The organism is Streptomyces sp. NPDC091271 (assembly GCF_044757505.1).
Classification (GTDB): domain Bacteria; phylum Actinomycetota; class Actinomycetes; order Streptomycetales; family Streptomycetaceae; genus Streptomyces.
Window position 1 is genome coordinate 464,307 of sequence record NZ_JBIVVD010000003.1, and the last position, 22,346, is coordinate 486,652.

The 22,346-nt window shown below is 71.0% G+C and carries 17 protein-coding genes and 2 pseudogenes; 10 read left to right on the forward strand and 9 right to left on the reverse strand.

Features of this window, described 5'->3' with window-relative positions; translation table 11 throughout:
• Positions 1-7: 7 nt before the first annotated feature.
• The 5 genes from ACIQM3_RS13930 to ACIQM3_RS13950 form a co-directional block, all read right to left on the reverse strand.
• The gene (locus ACIQM3_RS13930; RefSeq protein ID WP_401623469.1) at positions 8-1,063 is read right to left on the reverse strand and encodes an ABC transporter permease; all 1,056 of its coding nucleotides are present in this window, start codon (positions 1,061-1,063) and stop codon (positions 8-10) included.
• Positions 1,047-2,099 carry an ABC transporter permease gene (locus ACIQM3_RS13935; RefSeq protein ID WP_401623471.1) on the reverse strand — a complete coding sequence of 351 codons (1,053 nt, stop codon included), beginning with the start codon at positions 2,097-2,099 and terminating at the stop codon, positions 1,047-1,049. Before ACIQM3_RS13935 ends, ACIQM3_RS13930 begins: the two co-directional genes overlap by 17 nt.
• Complete coding sequence (locus tag ACIQM3_RS13940; protein WP_401623473.1) at positions 2,096-3,619, reverse strand: sugar ABC transporter ATP-binding protein; 1,524 nt, start codon at positions 3,617-3,619, stop codon at positions 2,096-2,098. Before ACIQM3_RS13940 ends, ACIQM3_RS13935 begins: the two co-directional genes overlap by 4 nt.
• Before the next feature lie 243 nt (positions 3,620-3,862).
• Positions 3,863-4,414, reverse strand: coding sequence for a GNAT family N-acetyltransferase (locus tag ACIQM3_RS13945; protein WP_401623475.1), 552 nt, complete (start codon positions 4,412-4,414; stop codon positions 3,863-3,865).
• A 110-nt stretch (positions 4,415-4,524) separates the two neighbouring features.
• Positions 4,525-5,799, reverse strand: coding sequence for a phosphoribosyltransferase family protein (locus tag ACIQM3_RS13950; RefSeq protein ID WP_401623477.1), 1,275 nt, complete (start codon positions 5,797-5,799; stop codon positions 4,525-4,527).
• Positions 5,800-5,904: 105 nt separating this feature from the next.
• Here ACIQM3_RS13950 and ACIQM3_RS13955 point away from each other — a divergent pair, with 105 nt between their 5' ends.
• From ACIQM3_RS13955 to ACIQM3_RS13965, 3 genes are all read left to right on the forward strand, one after another.
• A complete protein-coding gene (locus ACIQM3_RS13955) occupies positions 5,905-6,705 on the forward strand; it encodes an HAD-IIA family hydrolase (protein ID WP_401623479.1) in 801 nt (266 codons plus the stop codon).
• A 108-nt stretch (positions 6,706-6,813) separates the two neighbouring features.
• Positions 6,814-7,422: an ArsR/SmtB family transcription factor gene (locus ACIQM3_RS13960; protein ID WP_401623481.1), complete on the forward strand. Its 609-nt coding sequence runs from the start codon at positions 6,814-6,816 to the stop codon at positions 7,420-7,422.
• Entirely contained in the window at positions 7,419-8,735 is a 1,317-nt protein-coding gene (locus tag ACIQM3_RS13965) for an MFS transporter (protein WP_401623483.1), read from the forward strand. The genes ACIQM3_RS13960 and ACIQM3_RS13965 overlap by 4 nt, the downstream gene beginning before the upstream one ends.
• Before the next feature lie 104 nt (positions 8,736-8,839).
• Here ACIQM3_RS13965 and ACIQM3_RS13970 read toward each other — a convergent pair.
• From ACIQM3_RS13970 to ACIQM3_RS13985, 4 genes and pseudogenes are all read right to left on the reverse strand, one after another.
• Positions 8,840-9,169, reverse strand: a pseudogene (locus ACIQM3_RS13970) (helix-turn-helix domain-containing protein); the annotation flags it as partial.
• Between the two features lie 15 nt (positions 9,170-9,184).
• On the reverse strand, positions 9,185-10,807 hold the full coding sequence (locus ACIQM3_RS13975; RefSeq protein ID WP_401623485.1) for a hypothetical protein: 1,623 nt from the start codon (positions 10,805-10,807) through the stop codon (positions 9,185-9,187).
• Positions 10,800-13,796, reverse strand: a complete 2,997-nt coding sequence (locus tag ACIQM3_RS13980; RefSeq protein WP_401623487.1) for an alpha-mannosidase — start codon at positions 13,794-13,796, stop codon at positions 10,800-10,802. Before ACIQM3_RS13980 ends, ACIQM3_RS13975 begins: the two co-directional genes overlap by 8 nt.
• On the reverse strand, positions 13,789-14,760 hold the full coding sequence (locus ACIQM3_RS13985) for a LacI family DNA-binding transcriptional regulator (protein ID WP_401511592.1): 972 nt from the start codon (positions 14,758-14,760) through the stop codon (positions 13,789-13,791). Before ACIQM3_RS13985 ends, ACIQM3_RS13980 begins: the two co-directional genes overlap by 8 nt.
• 223 nt (positions 14,761-14,983) lie before the next feature.
• Between ACIQM3_RS13985 and ACIQM3_RS13990 the strand changes: the two genes are divergently transcribed.
• The 7 genes and pseudogenes from ACIQM3_RS13990 to ACIQM3_RS14020 all read left to right on the forward strand — a co-directional run.
• Positions 14,984-16,636 (forward strand): ABC transporter substrate-binding protein, encoded by a 1,653-nt coding sequence (locus ACIQM3_RS13990; RefSeq protein WP_401623489.1) that lies wholly within the window; start codon positions 14,984-14,986, stop codon positions 16,634-16,636.
• The gene (locus tag ACIQM3_RS13995; protein WP_401623491.1) at positions 16,633-17,694 is read left to right on the forward strand and encodes an ABC transporter permease; all 1,062 of its coding nucleotides are present in this window, start codon (positions 16,633-16,635) and stop codon (positions 17,692-17,694) included. The genes ACIQM3_RS13990 and ACIQM3_RS13995 overlap by 4 nt, the downstream gene beginning before the upstream one ends.
• An 11-nt stretch (positions 17,695-17,705) precedes the next feature.
• Positions 17,706-18,602: an ABC transporter permease gene (locus ACIQM3_RS14000; protein ID WP_401511586.1), complete on the forward strand. Its 897-nt coding sequence runs from the start codon at positions 17,706-17,708 to the stop codon at positions 18,600-18,602.
• 26 nt (positions 18,603-18,628) lie between these two features.
• On the forward strand, positions 18,629-19,654 hold the full coding sequence (locus ACIQM3_RS14005; RefSeq protein ID WP_401623494.1) for an ABC transporter ATP-binding protein: 1,026 nt from the start codon (positions 18,629-18,631) through the stop codon (positions 19,652-19,654).
• The gene (locus ACIQM3_RS14010; protein WP_401623496.1) at positions 19,651-20,670 is read left to right on the forward strand and encodes an ABC transporter ATP-binding protein; all 1,020 of its coding nucleotides are present in this window, start codon (positions 19,651-19,653) and stop codon (positions 20,668-20,670) included. The genes ACIQM3_RS14005 and ACIQM3_RS14010 overlap by 4 nt, the downstream gene beginning before the upstream one ends.
• A gap of 28 nt (positions 20,671-20,698) precedes the next feature.
• The gene (locus ACIQM3_RS14015) at positions 20,699-21,781 is read left to right on the forward strand and encodes a glycoside hydrolase family 76 protein (protein ID WP_401623498.1); all 1,083 of its coding nucleotides are present in this window, start codon (positions 20,699-20,701) and stop codon (positions 21,779-21,781) included.
• 333 nt (positions 21,782-22,114) lie between these two features.
• A pseudogene (locus ACIQM3_RS14020) lies at positions 22,115-22,346 on the forward strand (hypothetical protein); the annotation flags it as partial.

Sequence of the window (22,346 nt, forward strand, 5' to 3'; positions counted from 1 at the left end):
AGGGGCGTTATGACGACTGGGGTGCGGGGGCGTTCGCGGCCCGCCTGTGCCGGCGCTCGACGACCGTGGCGATGACCCGTGGGGTCAGTACGGACGCCACGAGCAGCAGCCCGGTGACGATGACCTGCACCTCGTTGGCGATGTCGTTGAGCGTGAGCAGGTTCTTCAGCAGGCCGATCAGCAGGACACCGGCGACCGCGCCGAAGAGCGTGCCCTTCCCGCCGTCGAAGTCGATTCCGCCGAGCAGGACGGACGCGATGACGAGCATCTCGAAGCCGAGACCGTTGTCCGCGCGGGCACTTCCGTAGCGCAGGGTGAAGATGATGCCCGCGAAGGCGGAGAACAGACCGGTCACGACGAAGAGCAGCAGCTTGATCCGCTTGACCCGGATGCCGGCGAAGTACGCGGCCTCCTCCTGGGCGCCGATCGCGAAGAGCGAGCGGCCGAACCCGGTGGCGTGCAGCACCACCGCGGTGATCGCGGCCAGGACGACGAAGAGCAGCACCGGATAGGTGAGGAAGGTGCCGGGGACGGTCGTGGTGTCGACGGCCCAGTCCGCGTAGACCTGCGGGAAGTCCGTCACCGCGTCGCTGCCGAGCGCCACCGAGGCCAGACCCCGGTAGAGCGCCAGGGTGCCGATGGTGACGGCAAGGGAGGGCAGACCCACCTTGGTGACCAGCCAGCCGTTGAGGAGGCCTCCGGCGACGCCCACCAGCAGCACCACCGGCACGATCATCTCGAAGGCCCAGCCCGCTTCCCACAGCGCGCCGGTCAGCGCGCTGCCCAGGCCGAGCATGGAGGCGACCGACAGGTCGACCTGCCCGGCGACGACCAGGAGGGTCATCGGCAGCGCGATGATGGCGACTTCGGCGATGTCGTTGAAGGCGAACGCGAGGTTCTCAGCTGAACCGAAGCCCTCCGTGGACCCGAGCCCGACGACGAGGACCGCGACCAGCAGGACACCGACCGCGGTGTCCCAGCGCAGTGCCAGGGCGCGCAGGGGGGAGGGTTTCGTCGCGGCCCGCGGCGTGGGGGCCGGCTTGGTGTCAGGCGCCGTGGTCATGGCGGGCGTTCCTCTTCCTCAGGGCGGCGGTCATCCGCAGGTTCACGATCCGGTCGACGCTGATGGCCAGCAGGAGGAGCGCACCGGTGATGGCGCCCTGCCAGAACGAGTCCACCTTCAGCACGACCAGGACGCTGCCGATGGTGGTGAGCAGCAGGGCGCCGAGGGCGGCGCCCCAGACGGTGCCGGTGCCGCCGGTGATGGCGACACCGCCGACGACGACGGCGCTGACGACGGTCAGCTCCCAGCCGTGCGCGTTGTCCGCGACGACGGTGCCGAAGCGGGCCAGCCACAGGGCCCCGGCGAAGCCGGCGACGGCCCCGGAGAACGCGTACGCGGCGAGCACCCGGCGGCGGATCGGGATGCCGGCGAGGCGGGCGGCCTCCGGGCTCGACCCGATCGCGTACAGCTCGCGCCCGGAGCGGTAGCCGCGCAGGAAGTACGCCGTCGCCGCGAGCAGGACGAGTGCGATCAGCGGGAGGTACGGGACGCCCAGGACGCTGCCGCTGCCGAGGCCCAGGACGGCCTCGGGGACGTCGGCGGCGCTGATCTGCTCGCCCTGCGCCCACCAGTAGTCGACGCCCTGGATGATGTAGAGCATGCCCAGGGTCACGACGAGCGCCGGGACCCTGCCGAAGCTGACGAGGGCGCCGGAGACCAGGCCGCAGACGACGCCGATGGCGATACCGAGCAGCATCACGGTCAGCACACCGTGGTCGCTGCCCGCGACGAACTTGCCGCAGGCGAAGGCGGACAGGCCGACGACGGAGCCGACGGACAGATCGATGTTCCGGGTGATCACGACGGCCGACTGGCCGACCGCGAGCAGCACCAGGATCGACGCGTTGAGCAGCAGGTCCTTGATGCCCTGGTCGGACAGGAAGCGCGGGTTGGCCAGGTAGGTGCCGAGGATCAGCAGGACCAGCGCACCGGCGATGGAGATCTCGCGCGCCCGGAAGACCGCGTCCACGAGCGAGGAAGCACTCCGCTCCGGCGCCTTCGCGGTGTCCGGGGGACTCTCGATGGTGGTGGTCATGCCGCTGCCCTCTCGTTACGTCCGGTGGCCGCGGCCATGACCGACTCCTCGGTGGCGCTCTCGCGCGGGATCTCGGCGACGAGCCGGCCCTCGTGCATCACGAGCACCCGGTCCGCCATGCCGATGACCTCGGGGAGGTCGGAGGAGATCATCAGTACGGCGAGGCCGTCGGCCGCGAGCGCGGAGAGCAGCCGGTGGACCTCCGCCTTGGTGCCGACGTCGATCCCGCGGGTCGGCTCGTCGACGATCAGCACGGCGGGGCCGGTCGCCAGCCACTTGGCCAGCACGACCTTCTGCTGGTTGCCGCCGGAGAGCACGCCCACGGTGTCGGCCAGCCGGTTGTACTTGAGCTGGAGGCGCACCGCCCAGTCGGCGGCCCGGTCGTGCTCCAGGGCCCGGCTGACGAGCCCGCGCTTGCGGACCTCGCCCAGGCCGGTGAGGCCGATGTTCCGCTCGATCGACATATCCATGACCAGCCCGCGCTGGCGCCGGTCCTCGGGCACGAGCGCGAGCCCGGCGTCCATGGCGGCGGTCGGCGAACCGGGGCGCAGCACCGTGCCGGCCACCTTCACCTCGCCGGCGTCGGCGCGGTCCACACCGAAGACCGCCTGGGCCACCTCCGTGCGTCCGGCGCCGACGAGTCCGGCCAGCGCGACGATCTCGCCGCGGCGGACGTCGAAGGACACATCGCGGAAGACGCCCTCGCGGGTCAGCCGGTGCACCGACAGGGCGACTTCGCCGACCTCGGCGTCCTGCTTGGGGTAGAGGTCGTCGAGATCACGGCCGACCATCCTGCGCACCAGATCGTCCTCGGTGAGCCCTTCCAGCGGCTCGGAGGAGATCCACCGGCCGTCGCGCAGGGTCGTGACGCGCTGGCACAGCTCGAAGATCTCGTCCAGGCGGTGCGAGATGAACAGCACCGCCGCGCCCTCGGAGCGCAGCGTACGGACGACGGAGAAGAGCCTGGCGGTCTCGCTGCCGGTCAGGGCGGCCGTCGGTTCGTCCATGATCAGGACGCGGGCGTCGAAGGAGAGCGCCTTGGCGATCTCGACGATCTGCTGGTCGGCGATCGACAGTCCGCGGGCCGGCCGGTCCGGTGCCAGATCGACACCGAGCCTCCGCATCAGCCCGGCGGTCGTCTCGTGCACGGCCCTGCGGTCGATCCGGCCCAGGGAACGCCGGGGCTGACGGCCCATGAAGATGTTCTCGGCGATGGACAGGTCGGGGAAGAGCGTCGGCTCCTGGTAGATGACGGCGATGCCGGCGTCACGGGCATCCGCCGGGCCGTGGAAGACGACGGGCTCGCCGTCGAGGAGCACCTCGCCGCTGTCCGGGCGGTGCACCCCGGCGAGTGCCTTGATCAGCGTCGACTTGCCGGCGCCGTTCTCACCCGCGAGTGCGTGGGCCTCGCCGGGGAACAACTGCAGGGACACGTCCTGCAGGGCCCGTACGGCACCGAAGGACTTGCTCACGCCCTTCAGGGCCAGGACCGGGGCCGGGTCGGGGGCGGACTGGTTCATGGGAGCTCCTCAGCGGAGGGACTGTTCCGCTCCACCCGCCGTGAAAGGTTTCAATGAGGTTGCTCGGAAGCTAAACGGGGATTGCGGGCGACGTCAATGGGTTGATGGCGGGGAGTTCCAGGAAGAGGGGCGATGTGCGACCTGAATGGGGGGAATGGGCGGGCGCCCTTGACAGTCTTCAGGGCGGGCCACTATCTTCCGGACGCTTGAATCGATTCACGTAACGGTCGTGCATCGCTCCACTCACAAGTGCGCTGCGGGATGGCCCGGCCCGAGGAGCACGACGAGTCCCGCCCTGCCGGGCACCGGTACCGGCACCTGGTGCCAGCCCGCGCGCCGGTAGAAGCGCAGCGTCGACCCGGCGTGTACGGACGTGAGCAGCCAGCAGCGCCCGTCCGGGGCGGCCTCGGTGACCGCCGCCAGCAGGGCCGCGCCCAGCCCGGTGCCGCGCGCTTCCGGGGCGACGGCCAGCTCGTCGACCTCCAGGGCCCCGCACAGCCAGTCACGGACGCGGCCGGGCCCGAGAGCTTCGGCGACGTGCCCGTAGCTGCGGCCGGAGGGGAACGCGTCGGGCGTGGTCCAGGCCGTGGCGAAGCCGCCCACGGCGTCCCCGTCGGTGGCCAGCGCGGCGGTGAACCCGGGGCGCACGGCGTCGGCGGCGAGCCGCTCGGCGTACAGCGCGCCCGCGGAGGGGTGCTCGTCCCACGGCGGCGCCGAGAAGACCTCGGCGTACACCCGCCGGATCTCGTCGGCGTACGCGGGAAGGCTCGTACCCTCGACCAGCCGGACCCGCATGACCGCCCCCTGCCCCTGGACCGCTCCGGAAAGGAAAGGATAGAGCTCTCGCCAACAGCTCTCCCGCTCCGGAAGCCCCCCTGCGCAGCTGCCGCCCCTGCCGCCGCCGCTCAGCCGGCCGGCCGGACCAGGTGCGTGGTGAACCAGTCCTCGGCCAGCTCCGCGACCCGGTCCAGGGCTCCGGGCTCCTCGAACAGGTGCGTGGCGCCCGGGACGATCTCCAGCCGGTTCTCGCAGTGCAGCGCCGACTGTGCCTGCCGGTTGAGGTCGATCACCGTGGTGTCGGCGCCGCCCACCACGAGCAGGGTGGGCGCGCGTACCGCGGACAGATCCGCTCCGGCCAGATCGGGGCGCCCGCCGCGGGAGACCACGGCGCCGACGCCCGAGTCCGCCGCCGCGGCGGCCCGCAGTGCGGCGGCCGCGCCCGTACTCGCCCCGAACGAGCCGACCGGGAGGGACACGCGGCGGCGGAGCCACTTGGTGGTGTCCGCCAGCCGCCCGGCCAGCAGCCCGATGTCGAAGACGTTGGCGCGGTAGACCTCCTCGCCGGGCGTGAGCAGGTCGAAGAGCAGGGTCCCCAGGCCGGCACGGTTCAGTGCCGTGGCCACGGCACGGTTGCGCGGGCTGTGGCGGCTGCTGCCCGAGCCGTGGGCGAACACCACGACCGCCCCCGCGTCCCCGGGGAGCACGAGGTCCCCGGAGAGCGGGACCCCGCCCGCGTCCACCTCGACCTCCTCGGCCGTGGCGGCACCCCCGGAAGCCCGGGCCAGCAGGGAGACGACCTCTTCGTCCGAGGTCTGGGAGAAGTCCCGGTACCACTCACCCACCGCGGAGAAGAGGTGCGGCGTGGAGAGGCAGACGACCTCGTCGACGTCCTCGCGCAGCCTGTCGGCGACATCCGGTGAGGCGACCGGCACGGCGAGCACGACAGAGGCGGCACCCTGCGCCCGCACCACCTGGCAGGCCGCCCGCGCGGTCGCTCCGGTGGCGACCCCGTCGTCCACCACGACCACCGCGCGCCCCCTCAGCGGCAGGCGCGGCCGGCCCTCGCGGTAGGTCCGCGCCCGCCGCACGAGCTCCGCCTCCTCGGCGCGCTCGACGGAGTCGAGGTCCTTCTCCCGGACCCCGGCATGGCGGACGATCTCGTCGCTGATGACCCGCACCCCGCCCTCGCCGATCGCGCCGAACCCCAGCTCCGGGTGGTAGGGCACCCCGAGCTTGCGGACCACGATCACATCGAGCGGGGCGCCGAGGGCCTGCGCCACCTCGTACGCCACCGGGACGCCGCCGCGCGGCAGCCCCAGGACGACGGGATCGCGGCGTTCCAGGTGCCGCAGCGCCACGGCGAGCCGCCGCCCGGCGTCCGTGCGGTCGGTGAACAGCACGGTGGTTCACCTCCAAGCGAGGGAAGAGCGGAACACACACGCGCGCCCCCACCTTCGAAGCAACCGCATTTGCGCCGGTCGGGCAAGTCGGGGACCGTCGGGTACATGGAGCCGATCGGTGCGGTCCTGATCGACATCGACGGTGTGCTCACGGTGTCCTGGGAGCCGCTGCCCGGTGCGGTGGGGGCCATGGAACGGCTCCGAGCCGCGGACATTCCCCTTGCGCTCGTCACCAACACCACGTCGCGTACGCGCGCCCGGATCGCCGAACGGCTCTCGGATGCTGGCTTCCCCGTCGGCCCCGGCGACATCCTCACCGCGCCCGCCGTCACCGCCGCCCATCTCCGCGAGCACCACCCCGAAGCCCGCTGCCTGCTGATCAACAGCGGTGACGTACGGGACGACCTGTCCGGGGTGGCTCTCGTCGAGGAGGAGGACACCGAGGGGGCCGTGCCCGACGTCGTCGTCCTCGGCGGGGCGGGTGCCGCCTTCACGTACGCGGCGCTCAACCGCGCCTTCCGTCTCGTCCAGCAGGGCGCGGCACTCGTCGCCATGCACCGCAACCTGTACTGGCGCACCGCCGACGGGCTCGACCTCGACACCGGGGCCTTCCTCGCCGGCCTGGAGCGCGCCGCGCGTACCGAGGCCGTCATCACCGGCAAGCCGTCCGGGGCCTTCTTCGCCGCCGCCCAGGCCCACCTCGGCACCGGCCCGGGCGGGACGCTGATGGTGGGCGACGACATCGAGACGGACGTGCTCGCCGCCCAGCGCCACGGCATCACCGGGGCGCTGGTCAGGACGGGCAAGTACCGGCCGGAGACCCATGAGGCCGCCGACGGGGCCCCGGACCACGTCCTGGACTCCTTCGCGGACGTGCCGGCGCTGCTGGAGCGGCTCGGACGCTGACCCAGGTCCGATACGGGTGGCGGGGCCCGGCGGCGGTGTCGGCCCGGCATCGGCGTCGGCCGACCTGAGCGTTGACTCTCATAAAACGTGAGAGGACACTCTCACGTCATGAACTCCAGTAATCCCCTGGGCGATATCGAGATCACCGACCCACAGGCGATGAAGGCATTGGCGCATCCCGTGCGGCTGGCGATCCTCGATCACCTGCAGCGGCACGGGCCGGCGACCGCGACGCAACTCTCGCCCTTCGTGGGAGCGACCCCGACGGTGACCAGCTGGCATCTGCGCCACCTGGCAGGCTTCGGGCTGATCCGTGACAGCGAGCCCGGCCCGGACCGCCGCCAACGGCGGTGGGAGGCGGTGGCACGCGGTTTCCGGTTCGAGTCGCCGCAGGATCCGGCGGACGAGGAGGGGCAGTCGGCCGCGCGAATGCTGTCGCGGCAGATGTTCCTGCGCAGTGCGGACGTTCCGAACCGGTGGGTGGCCGAGGTCGAGCCCGGACTCGGTACGGCGTGGCGCAGACCGGCCGGGCTGGCCGACACCCGCGTCGTCGTTTCCGCCGACGAGCTCGCCGCCATCGAGGACGCGATCGAGCGCGTTCTCGCGCCGTACGTCACGCGCGACCCGGAGGAGCGGCCGGCCGACAGCCGTGGCGTACGGCTGCTGCGTTACGTCCTGCCGGAGAACGACGAGGAGCAGGCCGGGCCGGCCTCATGAGCGGCCCTGACCGTACCGCCGGGATATCGCTGTGGCGGGACCGGCCGTTCCGCCGCTTCTGGGCCGGTCAGTCGGTCTCACAGTTCGGCGACCGGATCACCGAACTGGCCCTGCCCCTGATCGCCGTCAGCGCCCTGAACGCGTCGCCCAACGAGGTGGCAGGGCTGACCGCGCTGAGCTGGACCCCGAACCTGCTCGCGATCCTTCTGGGGGCGTGGGTCGACCAACGGGCCCGCAAACGCCGCCTGATGATCCTCGCCGACCTGATACGCGCCGCGGTGCTGCTCAGCATCCCGGTGGCCTACCTGCTGGGAGCGGTGACGCTGGGGCAGCTCTACGCCGTGGCACTGCTGACCGGTGCCGCCGGGGTGCTGTTCAACACCGCCTACCCGCCGTTCTTCGTACGCCTGGTGCCGCGTACGTCCTACGTCGACGCGAACAGCAAGCTCAGCACCAGCCGTTCCGCCTCCTATGTCGCGGGCCCGGCCATCGGGGGAGCCCTGGTCCAGGCGCTCACCGCACCGGTCACCCTCGTGGTGGACGCCCTGACCTTCCTGGTGTCGGCGGTCCTGGTCGGCCAGGTCGCGGTCGACGAGCCCCCGGCCGGCTCCGCGGGCACAGAGGCACCCTCCTTGCTGCGGCGGGCCAGGGCAGGCCTGTCGTTCATCGTCCGGCACCCGGTGCTGCGGGCCGGTCTCGGCTGCGCGGCGACCGTCAACTTCTTCACCTTCGTCGCTGGCAGCGGACTGATCGTGCTGTTCGCCAACCGGAGCCTCGGGCTCTCCGCAGGAGTGATCGGGATCGCGTTCGGGGTCGGTGCGACCGGCGCCCTGCTCGGCGCGGTACTCGCTCCGAAGATCTCGCGGCGGATCGGCGTGGGGCGCAGCATCGTCGTGGGCGCGGTGCTGTTTCCGGCGCCGCTCGCCATCGCCGCCGCGGCGGACGGCCCTCTCTGGCTCCGTGCCGGAGCACTGGCCGCGACCGAGTTCCTCTCCGGCTTCGGCGTCATGCTGTTCGACGTCAATCTCAATTCACTCCAGGCCGCTGTGATCCCCGACGGCATGCGCAGCCGTGTCGCCGGCGCCTACAGCACGATCAACTACGGCATCCGCCCTGTCGGCGCCGTCGTCGGCGGCCTGCTCGCGACCCTCCTCGGTCTGCGGGCGACCCTCCTCGTCGCCGCTGTCGGCGGAGCCCTGTCACTGCTCTGGCTACTGCCCTCACCGATACCGGGCATCCGCTCCCTGGCCCCGGCCCGCGTCTCGGACATGGAGGGTGAGGGGGATGACGGCAATCGGCCGGTGCCCTGTTGACGACGGCCCAAGGCGTGGCCAGGGGGTCTTCACGAGATGGCCCGGAGCCGGCCGTGCGGTGGCAGGCCGCGGAGCCGGGCCACGGCCTGGGCCGTGGCCTCGTCCGCGGGGAGGACACCCGTGCGGGCCAGGACGTCGCCCAGCCGGTTGGTCACCACGGCGATGCCCGGTTCGATGAGGCGGAGCGTCTCCAGGACCTGTGGACGCACCTCGCGGGGAGCCGGTGAGGGCTGGGTGTGGGCGGTGCACTCGCCGCCGGTGATCTTCGTGAGGTAACGCAGGTGGCTGCGCTCCGCGGTGTCGAGACCCAGCGCGTCGGCGACCGCGTTCACCACCGCGACCGAGGGATTGCGGTCACGGCCCTGCTCCAGGCGGGTCAGGTACTCCACGCTGATACCGGCCCGCCCCGCCAGGTCCGAACGAGGTCGCCACACAGGGAGGCGGGCCTGTCAGACGGGGTAGGGCCATCCGCTGCCTCCGTCACTCCAGTCGTACAGGAGCGGACCGTCCACAGCCGCCCAGTGCCGGGGGACCGTGGTGCGCTGCCAGTCGAGCGGCTCGATGCCACCGGGCTCGCCGCCGTCCAGTGCCCTGCGGACGGCGGCGGACAGGTCATCGTCCGCCTGTGCGGTCCGGGCCGCGGGGTCCACGGAGACGAAGAGCGCCGTACCGGAGCGTGCGACGAGATCGAGGTACTGGCGATGTGCCGACCAGGGAGTCTCCGGCGTGCAGGGCACACAGTCCGCGTCCACGTGGAAGAGGCGGCCATGCTGCGCGAGACGGAAGGCGAGCGCGTTGACGCCCATGCGGCGGGTGCGTCGCCAGTCGCGGCCCGAGGTGTCGTCGCCGACGCGCTGCAGGTGTACGAGGCCCGCGGCGAGGTGTCCGACGGTGTTGCAGCCGATGACGAGCGCGCCGTCCGCGGCCCGGGCGATCGCGCGGTAGAAGTCCACGAGGATCTCGGCCGTGGTCCGGGAGCGGTCCGCGAAGGTCCAGTCACGGTCGACGAGCCGGGCAGGCTGACCGGAGGCGAAGCGTCCCGTGACGTCGTAGGTGGAGAAGTCGTGCTTGAGGAGTTCGTAGCCCCAGGAGCGGAAGCGGGAGACGTCCGCGGTGACCGTGTCGAGAGCGGCCGAGGTCGAGGGGTCCAGGGGGTGCCCGCCGTCGAGGATCGTGCCCGGGCGGGTGGCGGGGGTCTCGACGGACGAGAGCAGCGGGCGGAACCACAGGCCCGGGCGGGCGCCCGTCTCGCGGATGCGGGCGGCGACATCGGCCATGTCGTCGAACACCCCGGGCAGCCCCCTGTCCCAGGGGCCGCCCGGTGCGGAGCCCCCGCCCTCGGTCCAGCCGTCGTCGATGACGCAGTAGGGCCGCACGGGGTGCCCGTCCGCGTACTCGACGACGGTTCGCGCGTCGCGCAGCACCGCATCCGGGCCGAACCCCTTTCCGTAGGCGTAGTACCAGTTGTTGCACCCGACCACGGGCTCCGCAGGGAGGAGGGGGTCGGGGGACATCGCCGAGCTCAGGTCTCGGTGTGCGGCGAAAGGGGAGTCGGCCCGCGCGGTGACCACCGTCGCCACGTCGACGACCCGGCGGCCCGGTCGCACCGGCAGCGCCCCGGAGCGTACGTCCGCCCACAGCGTCACTTCGTCGTGTGCGACCGTCCACGCACACAGTGCGCCGGCGCGCGTGCGCACCCCCCAGCCGGTGGTCGGCCCGTCGAAGCCGGCGGAGACCAGCGCATACCAGGGAAGGGGACGGTCGGGCTGAAGCGGCCGCCATTGCAGATCCCCGTAGGCGCGCTCCCAGGCGTCACCGAGGACGAGGGCGTCGCCGGGCGTCGGCACGCGCCAGCGCAGGACGATCAGGGAAAGCCCCTCGGGCGGTGCCTCCGCCGTGAGACGCAGGGCGTCACCCTGAGGGGTCACCTCGATACGGGCGCCGCCGGCGGTGAACACTCCGTCACCCTTGTGCGTCGCGTAGCGGACGGCGTGAGTACCCGTCACGACCTCGACGGAGTTGGGCAGGTCGGGCACAGCGGTCTCCTTGCGCGAGGACAGGGGTTCAGGCACGGCACAGCCGTACGGTGCGGATCTGGAAGGGGTGCAGGTGCAGAGGCCCGTCCAGGTCGGTGGTCGGCCGCTCCAACAGGTCGGCCTCACAGGTGCGCACCACGGGGAAATCGGTGTGCAGAGTCGTGACGGCCCGTCCGCCCAAGGACTCGTACAGCCGGACGACCACGTCGCCGCTGCGGTCGTCGGCGAGCTTGACGGACTCGACGACCACGGCGGCGCTGTCGCTGCGCACCAGTGGTGCGACAGGGCTGCCGGTGACGGACCGCTCCGGCAGATTCGCCGCGTATCCCTCGCGCACCGCGTCGGCGATGTGAGCGCCCGGCACGAGCCCGTAGCGCAGCACGTGCCGGCCCTGGTCCGCCCCGGGGTCGGGTGAGAGGGGCGCCCGCAGCAGCGACAGCCGCACCAGGGTGCCCGAACCCTGACCGCGCCGGGGGACACGCGTGATGTCGTGGCCGTACGTTGCCTCGTTGACGACGGCCACCCCGTAGCCGGGCTCGCCGACGTGCACCCAGCGGTGCGCCGGGATCTCGAACTTGGCCGCGTCCCAGGTGGTGTTGGAGTGAGTGGGGCGGAAGACATGGCCGAACTGGATCTCGGCGGCACTGCGCTCCGCGTGCACATCGAGCGGGAAGGCCACCTTGAGCAGCTTCTGCCGCTCGTGCCAGTCGACCTCCGCGGTGCAGTCGACCCGGCGGGCGCCGGGCCGCAACTCGATGGTCTGCGTGACCACGGACGACCCGAATCGCCGGGTCACCCGGATGCCGTGCTCGACGACCTCAATGGCGTCGACGCCCGTCAACTCGACCGTGTGATCACGGTAGTTCTCATCGATGTCCCAAGCGTCCCACTGGTTGGGCAGGTCACGGTGGAGCTGGAGCACATTCGCCCGCTCGCCGGGCATGAGGGCCTCGCGGCGGGCGGTGTGGTCATGGACCGAGGTGATGAGCCCGTCGCGGTCCGCCGTGACGGTCAGCACGCCGTTGGCGATCCGCCATCCGTCTCCGTCCGGCCGTACGAGAACGGTGGCGTCGACATCGGCGGCCGGTTGCGCGGACATGGCCGGCACACCGCGGCGTGTGTGGGGTGCGGAGTTGACCGTGAGCCTCGCCCTGCCTCCTGCCGTCACGGCGGCCAGCGACTCGGCGACGATCCGCTCCAGGTCCTGGGCGGCGGCGTCGTAGGCCGACTCGGCCTCGCGGTGGACCCAGGCGATGGAGGAACCCGGCAGGATGTCGTGGAACTGGTGGAGCAGGACGACCTTCCACAGCCGGTCCAGCTCCTCGTACGGGTAGGGAAGGCCGGTGCCGACGGCCGCGGTGGCGGCCCACAGCTCCGCCTCTCGCAGCAGGTGTTCACAGCGGCGGTTGCCCTGCTTGGTCCTGGCCTGGGACGTGTACGTGCCCCGGTGCGACTCCAGGTACAGCTCGCCGGTCCATACCGGTGGGGAGGGGTACTCGGCGCGTGCCGCGGTGTGGAACGCGGCGGGGGAGGAGAACTCCACCCGCGGTGAGCCCTCCAGGTCGCGCAGGCGGCGGATTCGGGCGAGCATCTCCCGGGTGGGGCCGCCACCGCCGTCGCCGTGACCGTAGGGGATCAAGGAACGGCTGGCGTGGCCCTTCTCGGCGAAGTTCCGTGCGGCGTGGTGGACTTCGCGGCCAGTGATCTGTGCGTTGTACAGATCGGCGGGCGGAAAGTGGGTGAAGATCCGCGATCCGTCGATCCCCTCCCAGAAGAAGGTGTGGTGGGGGAAGCGGTTCACGGTGTTCCACGAGATCTTCTGCGTGAGGAACCAGTCGGCACCGGCGAGCTTCATGAGCTGAGGGAGCGCGGCGCTGTATCCGAAGGAGTCCGGGAGCCACACCTCGTCGGTCTCCACACCGAACTCCTCCAGGAAGAACCTTTTCCCGTGCGTGAACTGACGGGCCATCGCCTCACCGCCCGTGAGGTTCGTGTCCGCCTCCACCCACATGCCGCCCACGGGGACGAAGCGCCCCTCGGCGACCTTCTCCCGCACCCTGGCGAACACGTCGGGCCGATGGTCCCGGAGCCAGGCGAACTGCTGTGCCTGGCTCATCGCGAAGACGAACTCGGGGTCTTCGTCGAGGAGGTCGACGACATTGGCGCAGGTGCGGGCGACCTTGCGTACCGTCTCGCGCACGGGCCACAGCCATGCCGAGTCGATGTGCGCGTGCCCGACGGCACTCAGGCGGTGCGCGCTGGCGTGCGCCGGAGCCGACATGGCCCCCTTGAGCTGATCGCGGGCCGCGGAGGCCGTGGCGCCGATGTCCTCGGGGTCGAGCTGGTCCAGCGCGCGCTCCACGGCGGTGAGGATCTCCCATCGCCGTGCGTCGTGCAGGTCGAGCTGGCCCATGAGCTCCTGGAGCACCTCAAGGTCCTGCACGAGTTCCCACACGACGGTGTCGACGACCACCAGGTCGAAGGCGTGCGTCCGGTAGAGGGGCTCGGTGGAAGCGGTGCGGGGGTCACCCTGGAGGGAGGGACGGAAGTCGAACCCGCTTCCCGGGGTGCCGATGGCCGAGAGATTGGCGGCGGCCTCGATGTAGAACTCGACCAGCTCCCCGCCGTCGGCACTACGGCTGACGGGCAGCCAGTCCGAATACGGGTTGAGCCCTTTGACCGGTGTGCCCTGGGCCGTATGGGCGAGCCCTTCGCACTGGAAGCCGACCGAGCCGCGGTCGAAGCCGAGGTCGGCCACGAGCTCGACCCGCCGCCCGCGCCAGGAGGCCGGAACCGTCGCCCGCACATGGAACCAGGTGGTGGACCACGGCCGGCCCCATGGTTCGCCCGCACGATGGGGCAGGTAGTCGAGAGTGGCCAAGGCGGACTGCACAGAGGGAGGCTCGCCGGCCACGGCTGCGGCCCGGACCTCCACCGGGACGCGCTCCGGATGGATGGCCGGGCGTATGCGGTCGCGCAGCTGGCGGGTCAGGCGGTCCTCGGTGAGGGCGCGGCGGTCATGCATGGTCGGTGCTCCCGAAACGAGTCAGTTCGGTGGGAAGAGTGATACGCCGGGGCTTCGCCTCGTCGCCGTCCATACGCCGGAACAGCAGCTCGGCGGCGATCCGTCCCAGCGCCCGGGCGTCGTAGGTGACCAGGGTCAGCGGGACGTGCAGCAACTCGGCGAGCTCGAGAGGGTCGAAACCGGTCAGGTCGACAGGGCTCCTGTAGCGGTGCACGGCCAGGGCCGCGCCCACGGTCATACGGTTGTTGTCGGCGAACAGCGCCGTCGGAGGGTGCGCGCCGGCGAGTAGCGAGGCGGCGGCTTCCTGCGCGTCCTGGGTGTCGTGGTTGCTCAGGCGGATCAGCGAGGTGTCCGGGGTGACGCCGTGCTCGCGCAGCGCGGCCCGGTAGCCGGCCAGTCGATGTGCTCCCGTGGTGACACCGGCCGCGCCACCGATGTAGCCGATGCGCCGGTGGCCGCGCTCTAGCATCTCCGCGACCGCACGGCGGGCCCCGCCCCGATTGTCCAGGGTCACGGCGTCGGCCTCGACCCCCTTGGGCCGACGGTCCAGGAAGACCATGGGGCACCGCCCGGCGAGGTCCCGCTCGATGTGCGTGTGGTCCTCCGGGCGCGGCATCACGAGGAGGCCGTCGACGCGGCGGCGGGCCATCTCCTGAAGGACTTCCTGCTCGCGGGCGAAGTCGCGGCGGGTGGAGCCGAGCAGGACCACGAAGCCACGGTCGCGGGCCACTTCGTCCACTCCGTCGGCCACCGCCGCGGAGAACGGGTTGCCGAGATCCTCGACCACGAGTCCGAGTGTCGCGCTGGTGCGGCCGGGGCGCAGCGTACGGGCGATGTCGTTGGGCTGGAACCCCATTTGCGCGATGGCGTTCTCGACCCGCTCCTTGGTGGCGCGACCGACGTATCGCTCGCCGTTCACGACGCGCGAGACGGTGGAGACGCTCACGCGGGCGACACGAGCCACGTCGCGCATGGTGGGTTCCGATCCCATGGGAAGCCTCTCGATGGATGGCGGATCCGGGCGTTGCGCAGGGGTTGACGGGAAATTGCCCCCTGGTTACGTTCTCAGGGAACGTTATCAGAATGCGCTTTCTGACAACGATGTCTGACGCGCTCCGGTGTCTCAACTCCCTTTCTAAGAAAGGGTGGTTGGCGTGCGCGGACGCCGGAAGTGAAAGGAAAGTTCGTTGCCTGACCTGTCACGGCGATCCATGATGGCGGCCTCGGGTGCGGGCCTGGGGGTGACGGCCGCCCTGCTCTCGGGCTGCACCCTCCCCGGCAGTGGCAGGGGCGGCCGGTCGCGGACCCTGGCGCTGTCCAACCGCAACTCCTCCATGGTGCGCAACTTCAACGTCTTCTCGCCGGCGTCCACCATCGGCTCACTGGCCAACTTCGTGTACGAACCCGCCCTGTGGGCCGTGGAGATGGGCGGTGGCCGCGTCGAACCCTGGCTGATGAAGTCCTACGAGTGGAGCGACGGCGGACGCACGCTCACCCTGAGCGTCCGCGCCGGAGTGCTCTTCTCCGACGGCGCGCCCTTCACCGCCGAAGACGCGCTCTACAGCTTCCAGCTGCCGCTGCGCATCCCGGAGACCAACGCGGCCGGAGTCACCTACACCCACGCCGAACGCTCCGGCCCCGACTCCGTCACCCTGCGCTGGGACCGGCCCGCTTACCAGGAGCTGTTTCCGCTCGGCACACTCAAGATGGTGCCGAAGCGCCACTGGGAACACCGCTCCGTCACCACCTGGGACAATCCGCGACCGGTCGGCACGGGCCCCTGCACCGTGGACTCCTTCTCCACCGCGCAGGTCCGCATGAAGGTTCGCGACGACTACTGGGGCGGCCCCATGGCCCCGGATTTCGTCAGCTTCCGGACCGTCGGCGAGGACAACGCCAAACTGCGCATCCTCGCGCACGAACTGGACTTCCTCGACATCTCCTGGCCAGGCGGCGCCCGCTACTTCGACGCGCGCGACCCGCACCTCAATTCCTATGTCCCCTCTCCCAACGGGTCGTTCGCGGGGATCTTCTTCAACCACGCGAAGCGCCCCTGGGGCGATGTGCACGTGCGGCGCGCCCTCAACCTCGGACTGGACCGGCGCGTCGTCTCGCGCCTGGTGGCCACGGACCAGGCACCCGCCAACGCCGCGGGTCTCGCCCCGAACGTCTTCGGGGATTACCTGCTGGACGAGTACGCGGTCGTACCCGACGCGGACGCCGACGCGGCGCACCACGAACTGGCGCGCGGCGGCTGGAAGGTCGCGGCCGGACGTCTCGAGCACCGCGACGGGCGTCACTACACCGTCAAGCTTGCCTGCTTCGCGGGTATCCCCTCCCACCGCATGCAGGCGGCGGCGGTGGCGGACCAGTGGCGTCGCAACCTGGGCGTGGACGTGCAGCTCTCCGCGGTCAACGTGCCCACCCTCGTGGACCGCATCAACAAGGGGCAGTTCGACCTGCATCTCTCACCTCAGGGAGGCGGCTCCATCTACAACCACTTCCGCTTGCTGATGGACGCCAACACGGTGACGCCGATCGGCAGGAGCACCCTGTTCAACGCCATCCGCTGGGACGACAAGGAGACCGCGGATCTGCTGACCGACCTGGCAGCCACGCGCGACCCCGGCAAAGCCCGACGGGTCGTGGCCGGACTCCAGCGCATCATGGCCGACAGGGTGCCGGCCATCCCCTTCATCTGGTCCTGCAACTGGGCCGCGCGCACGACCGCGTACTGGACGGGCTGGCCGGCCAACAAGGACGGGGACTCTCCCCTGGGCGTCAACTCCGCGCCCGCCGCCGCCACGCTGCTGCGCTCGCTGAAGTCGGTGGCGGCATGACCGGGACGACTCTCGCGCCACCGGCTTCGCCTGCCCCCGCGGCCCGCGGCCGCAGGCGCTCCGGGCACTTGCGCGGCTGGGCCGGGCGTCTGGGTTTCTACCTCGTGGCAGCGTGGTCCGCCGTCACCCTGAACTTCGGGCTGCCGCGTCTGATGTCCGGCAACGCGACCGATGCCATCACCCAGCAGATCGCCACGAAGAGCGGCGGATCCGTTCCGCCCGAGACCGTCGCCTCCATCCAGAAGCTCTTCGGCGGCACAGACCAGGGACTCGTCCGCGAATACCTCTCGTACCTGGGCCGGATTCTCCACGGGGATCTCGGGATCTCGCTGACGAACTACCCGACTCCGGTGGGAGAGCTCATCACCTCCGCCCTGCCCTGGACCCTCCTCCTGGTCGGCACCGCCACCGTGCTGTCCTTCCTGGTCGGGTCGGCGCTCGGCGCCCTCTGCGGGTGGCGTTCGGGCAGTCGCATGGACTCGGTCCTCAGCCCGCTGTCCACGTTCCTGAGCTCGGTCCCGTACTTCTGGGTGGCGCTGTTCGCGCTGTGGCTGTTCGCCTTCGTCCTCGGCTGGGCACCGCTCGCAGGCGGCGCGGACCCCGACGCGGAGTCCGGCAGCCCCGCCTTCTGGCTCTCGACGCTGCACTACGGGCTCCTGCCCGTGATCACCATGGTCTTCTCCTCCTTCGGCGGATGGCTGCTCGGCATGCGCAACATGACGCTCACCACGACCAGCGAGGACTACGTCCTGCTCGGCCGCGCCAAGGGGCTGTCGCCCGCCCGCGTCATGTTCCGCTACGCGGCCCGCAACGCCGTCCTGCCCACCTTCACCAGCTTCGCCCTGGCCATCGGCTCGGTGATCGGCGGGGCCGTCGTCACGGAGACCGTCTTCGGATATCCGGGCATGGGCAACCTGCTCGCCGGAGCCGTCAGCAACCGCGACCTTCCACTCATGCAGGGGATTCTGCTGTTCACCACGCTGGCCGTCCTCGTGGCCAACTTCCTCGTCGACAGCGTCTACGTCCTCCTCGATCCCCGCACCCGGCGCCAGAACTGAGGAGCCACCGCATGCTGCGCAACCGCAAGGTCCAGGCCGGGGCGGCGATCTTCGCCCTGTGCGTGCTGGGCGCCGTCCTCGGGCCCTGGTTCACCACGCACGTCCTGGGCAGCGACCCGAACACCCTCGACTACCTGGAGGTCAACAAGCCGCCGAGCACCGGCCACCTCCTGGGTACGACAGCCTCCGGCGAGGACGTCCTGGCCCAGGTCATCGCGGGATCCCGCGGATCCCTGCTCGTCGGCGTCGTCTCCGCCCTGATCGGGACGGGACTCGCGATCGTGTTCGGCGTGACGGCCGGCTTCTTCGGCGGCTGGGTCGACACCGTCCTGAACTTCGTCACCAACCTCTTCATCGTCATGCCCGTCTTCGCACTGACCCTGGTGGTGGCCGGATACGCCGAGAACATCAGCGCGCCGGCCATCGCCGTGATCGTCGGCGTCTTCGGCTGGGCGGGCGGCGCCCGTACTCTGCGCGCCCAGACCCTCAGTCTGCGCAACCGCGACTTCGCCCACGCCGCCCGCATGCTGGGGGAGAGCCGGCTGCGCATGGTCTTCGTCGAGGTCTTCCCGCTGTTGTCCGGCTGGGTGTTCGCGATGTTCCTGCACGCCCTGATCGGCGGAGTCCTCGCCGAGGCGGGCCTGGCGTTCCTCGGTGTCTCGGACCTGAACAACCCCTCCTGGGGGACCATGATCCAGAACGCCCAGGAGCAGAACGCGATCCTCAACGGGCAGTGGTGGTGGTTCGTACCACCGGGTCTGTGCATCGCGGCCCTCGGCACGGCGACCGGGCTGATCAACTTCGGCATCGACGAGATCGCCAACCCCCGCCTGGCCGACGCGCGTACCCAGCGCAAGGCCGCCCGCCGAACCAGCGTGAAGCCCGCCCCTTCCCCGATCCGTCCGTAGCCCCTCGACGGGCTCAGGGAGACACCATGCCCCTCACCACACCCACACCGTCCGGCTCCGCAAGCACCGGAACTCCCTCCTCGGAACCGGTGCTGGAAATACGCGGACTGCGCGTGGAGTACCTGACCACGCCACCGGTCCTTGCCTGTGCCGACATCGATCTGACCGTTCACCGGGGCGAGATCCTCGGTATCGCCGGAGAGTCCGGCTCCGGCAAGTCCACTCTCATCACCGCCCTCACACGCCTGCAGCGCCCGCCCGCCGCCACAACGGCCGGTGAGCTCGTCTACCACCGCGACGGCACTGCCACCGACCTGCTCACCCTGGACGACAGGCAGATGCGGCGCCTGCGCTGGACGCGGATCGCCGTGGTCCTGCAGTCAGCCATGGACGCCCTCAACCCGGTCATGCGCCTGCGGGCCCAGTTCGGCGACGTACTCAGGGAGCACCGGCCGGGCATCGGACGTGACGAGGCCGATGAACGGATCGCCGAACTCCTCGGCATGGTCGGCATCCCCGCGGGCCGCGCGCGGGCATACCCCCACGAGCTCTCCGGCGGCATGCGACAACGTGCCTCCATCGCGCTGGCGTTGGCCTGCGAACCCGAGCTCGTCATCATGGACGAGCCGACCACCGCCGTCGACGTCATCATGCAGCGCCGGATCATGGGCCAGATCCTCCGACTGCGGCGGCGCATCGGATTCGCCGTCGTCATCGTCACCCACGACCTGTCCCTGCTGCTCGAGACTGCCGACCGTATCGCCGTGATGTACGCCGGCCGCATCGTCGAGACCGCCGAGGCCGCCACGCTCTACCACCGGCCCCGGCACCCCTACACGCGTGGCCTCAAGGCGTCGTTCCCCCCACTGCACGCGCCGGTCGAGGTACTGCACGGCATCCCCGGCTCACCACCGGACCTCACCCGCCTCCCCGAGGGCTGCGCCTTCCACCCACGCTGCCCCCACGTGTTCGACCGCTGCCGCACCGAGCGCCCGGAGCTGGAACACGCGGTGGCCTGCCATCTCGACGACACGACACGGGAGAGCCGATGAGCACGCCGGTCCTGCGGGCGTTCGATCTCACCAAACACTTCGACGCCACCGGCGGAGCACGGGTCCACGCCGTGGAGAACGCCCATCTCACTCTGGAGCGCGGCCGCATCGTGGCCCTCGTCGGCGAATCCGGCTCGGGCAAGACCACCGTGGCCCGGCTCCTCGCCCGCATGTACACCGCGACGTCCGGCGCGCTGGAGCTCCACGGCAAGCCGGTCGACGTACGGGCACGTCCGCGCCGCGACTACCACCGGGCCGTACAAATGATCTTCCAGGACCCGTTCGGCTCGCTGCATCCCAGTCACACGGTCGGCTACACCCTGCGCCGCCCGCTGCTGATCCACGGCCACGCCCGTGGGAGGGCCGAGGCGGACGGACTCGCGGCGGAACTCCTCGAACAGGTCGGTCTCACGCCGGCATCCGACTACCTCGGCAAGCTCCCGCACTCCCTGTCCGGCGGGCAGCGGCAGCGCGTCGTCATCGCCCGTGCCCTGGCCGTACGCCCTGAAGTGCTGCTCGGCGACGAACCGATCTCCATGCTGGACGTGTCGATCCGCCTCGACATGCTCAACCTGCTCGCCAGGCTCCGGGACGAGCAGGGCCTCGCCCTCCTCTACATCACCCACGACATCGCGTCGGCCCGGTACCTGTGCGACGACATCCAGGTGATGTACGCCGGTCAGATGGTCGAGGGCGGCCCCAAGGACGCCGTCATCAACACGCCGCGGCACCCCTACACGCGCATGCTCGTCGAGGCCTCTCCCGACCCGGCCCACCGGCTCGGCGAGCAATCCTCCGCGCCGTACGACGAGGACGACGCGCTCGGTGAACCGCCCAACCTCACCGACCCGCCCGCCGGGTGCCGCTTCCACCCACGCTGCGCGTTCGCCATGGACGAGTGCCGCCGCGCCTTCCCGCCCCGTACGGAACTGTCCGACGGCCACTGGGCCCACTGCTGGATGCACGACAAAGGCCGCGGCCATGAGCTCGCCACACCGCTTCGCGGCCTTGCCTGAACCCGCACCCGACGAAGGGAACACCCCCATGCGCACCCACAGGCCCTTGCTCGCTGTCCTGGCCACCGCCGTCGGCCTCTGCCTGGTGGCAGCCGGTCCCGCCACGGCGCGGCCCGGCGCCGACCGCCACCAGGACGCCGTGGCTGCTGTCGACGGGCTCATGACCTGGTGGAACCCGGACAGCGGTGACTTCGACACCACGGGCTGGTGGAACAACGCCAACGACCTCCAGGCACTCCTCGACTTCTGGCAGGCGCCCGGCGACACCGGGGGCCACGACATCGAGCAGCTGGCCGCCGAGATCTACGACAAGAACGTCGGCGTGAAGGACGGCCAGTTCCGCAACGACTACCTCGACGACACCGGATGGTGGGGGCTTGCCTGGCTCAAGGCCTTCGACCTCACCGGCGACCGGCGCTACCTCGACACCGCCATCGCCGACGCGAACCACATGTGGGCCCACCACGACAGCACCTGCGGCGGCGGCATCTGGTGGAACTACGCGCACCAGTACAAGAACACCATCACCAACGAGCTCTTCATCGCCCTGTCGGCGGGCATCCACAACCGTCTCGACGGCGACACCACGCACCTCGCCCGCGCACAGGACGTCTGGGACTGGTTCCAGGCGAAGAAGCTCATCAACGGCGACGATCTCGTCAACGACGGGCTCAACACGGAATGCGTGAACACCGGCCGGACCGCGACGTGGACCTACAACCAGGGCGTCATCCTCGGCGGCCTCGTCGAACTCCACCGGGCCACCGGCGACGCGTCCGCCCTTGCCCAGGCCCGCCGGATCGCGGAAGCCGTGATCGCCTCGCCCCTGCTCGCTCCGGGCGGCATCCTCTCCGAGCCCGACGACGACGCCACGGACGGTGGCGCCGACGGGCCCTCCTTCAAGGGCGCGTTCATGCGCAACCTGGGCGCCCTGGACCGGGCCCTGCCCGATCGCCCCTACTCCGCCTTCATCGACCGGCAGGCCGATGCTCTGCGTACCCTCGACCGCAGCGGGAACTTCTACGGGTTCCACTGGAACGGTCCCTTCGACAAGGCGGACGCGGCACGTCAGCACAGCGCGCTCGACGCCCTGACCGCGGCCGTGTACTGACGGGAGCTGCCGCCCCGCACCCGTACCGGCTGCACCGGCAACCGTGCGGAGCGGCGTTCGTGGGGTACGCAACCGCCACCTGCGGCGATGCTTCCGCTCGCGCCCCGTCACGCCGCGTACCACCGGAGGGTGTCGAGGTGGTCTCTCCGCGGGCGACACGCCCGATGGGGACTTCACGACGCGACCACTGTCATGTCACGAACGTGTCCTGAAGACGATCAAGAGGCAACTCGGGCAACCGCACCGGCCGTCTGGGAGGACGGAAGCCACACGGGCGAACGGTCGCCCGGCCCACTCGCCCGCGACACCCCCACGCAGAGGACAGAGACCAGCATGCGCACTCGGAAGATCTCGGTACTGACCATGACCGCGGTGGCCCTCGGCCTGGCGCTGACGGCATGCAACAACGACGGTGGCGGCAACGCGTCCTCTTCCGCGAGCAGCTCGTCGGTGGCGGCCACGAGCACCCCGCCGTCCGACGCAGTGGAGGGCAAGTCGTCCGGCACGCCCGCCAAGTCCGACACGAAGTGCACGGACCAGGTCGACTATGCGGGCGACTCGCGCT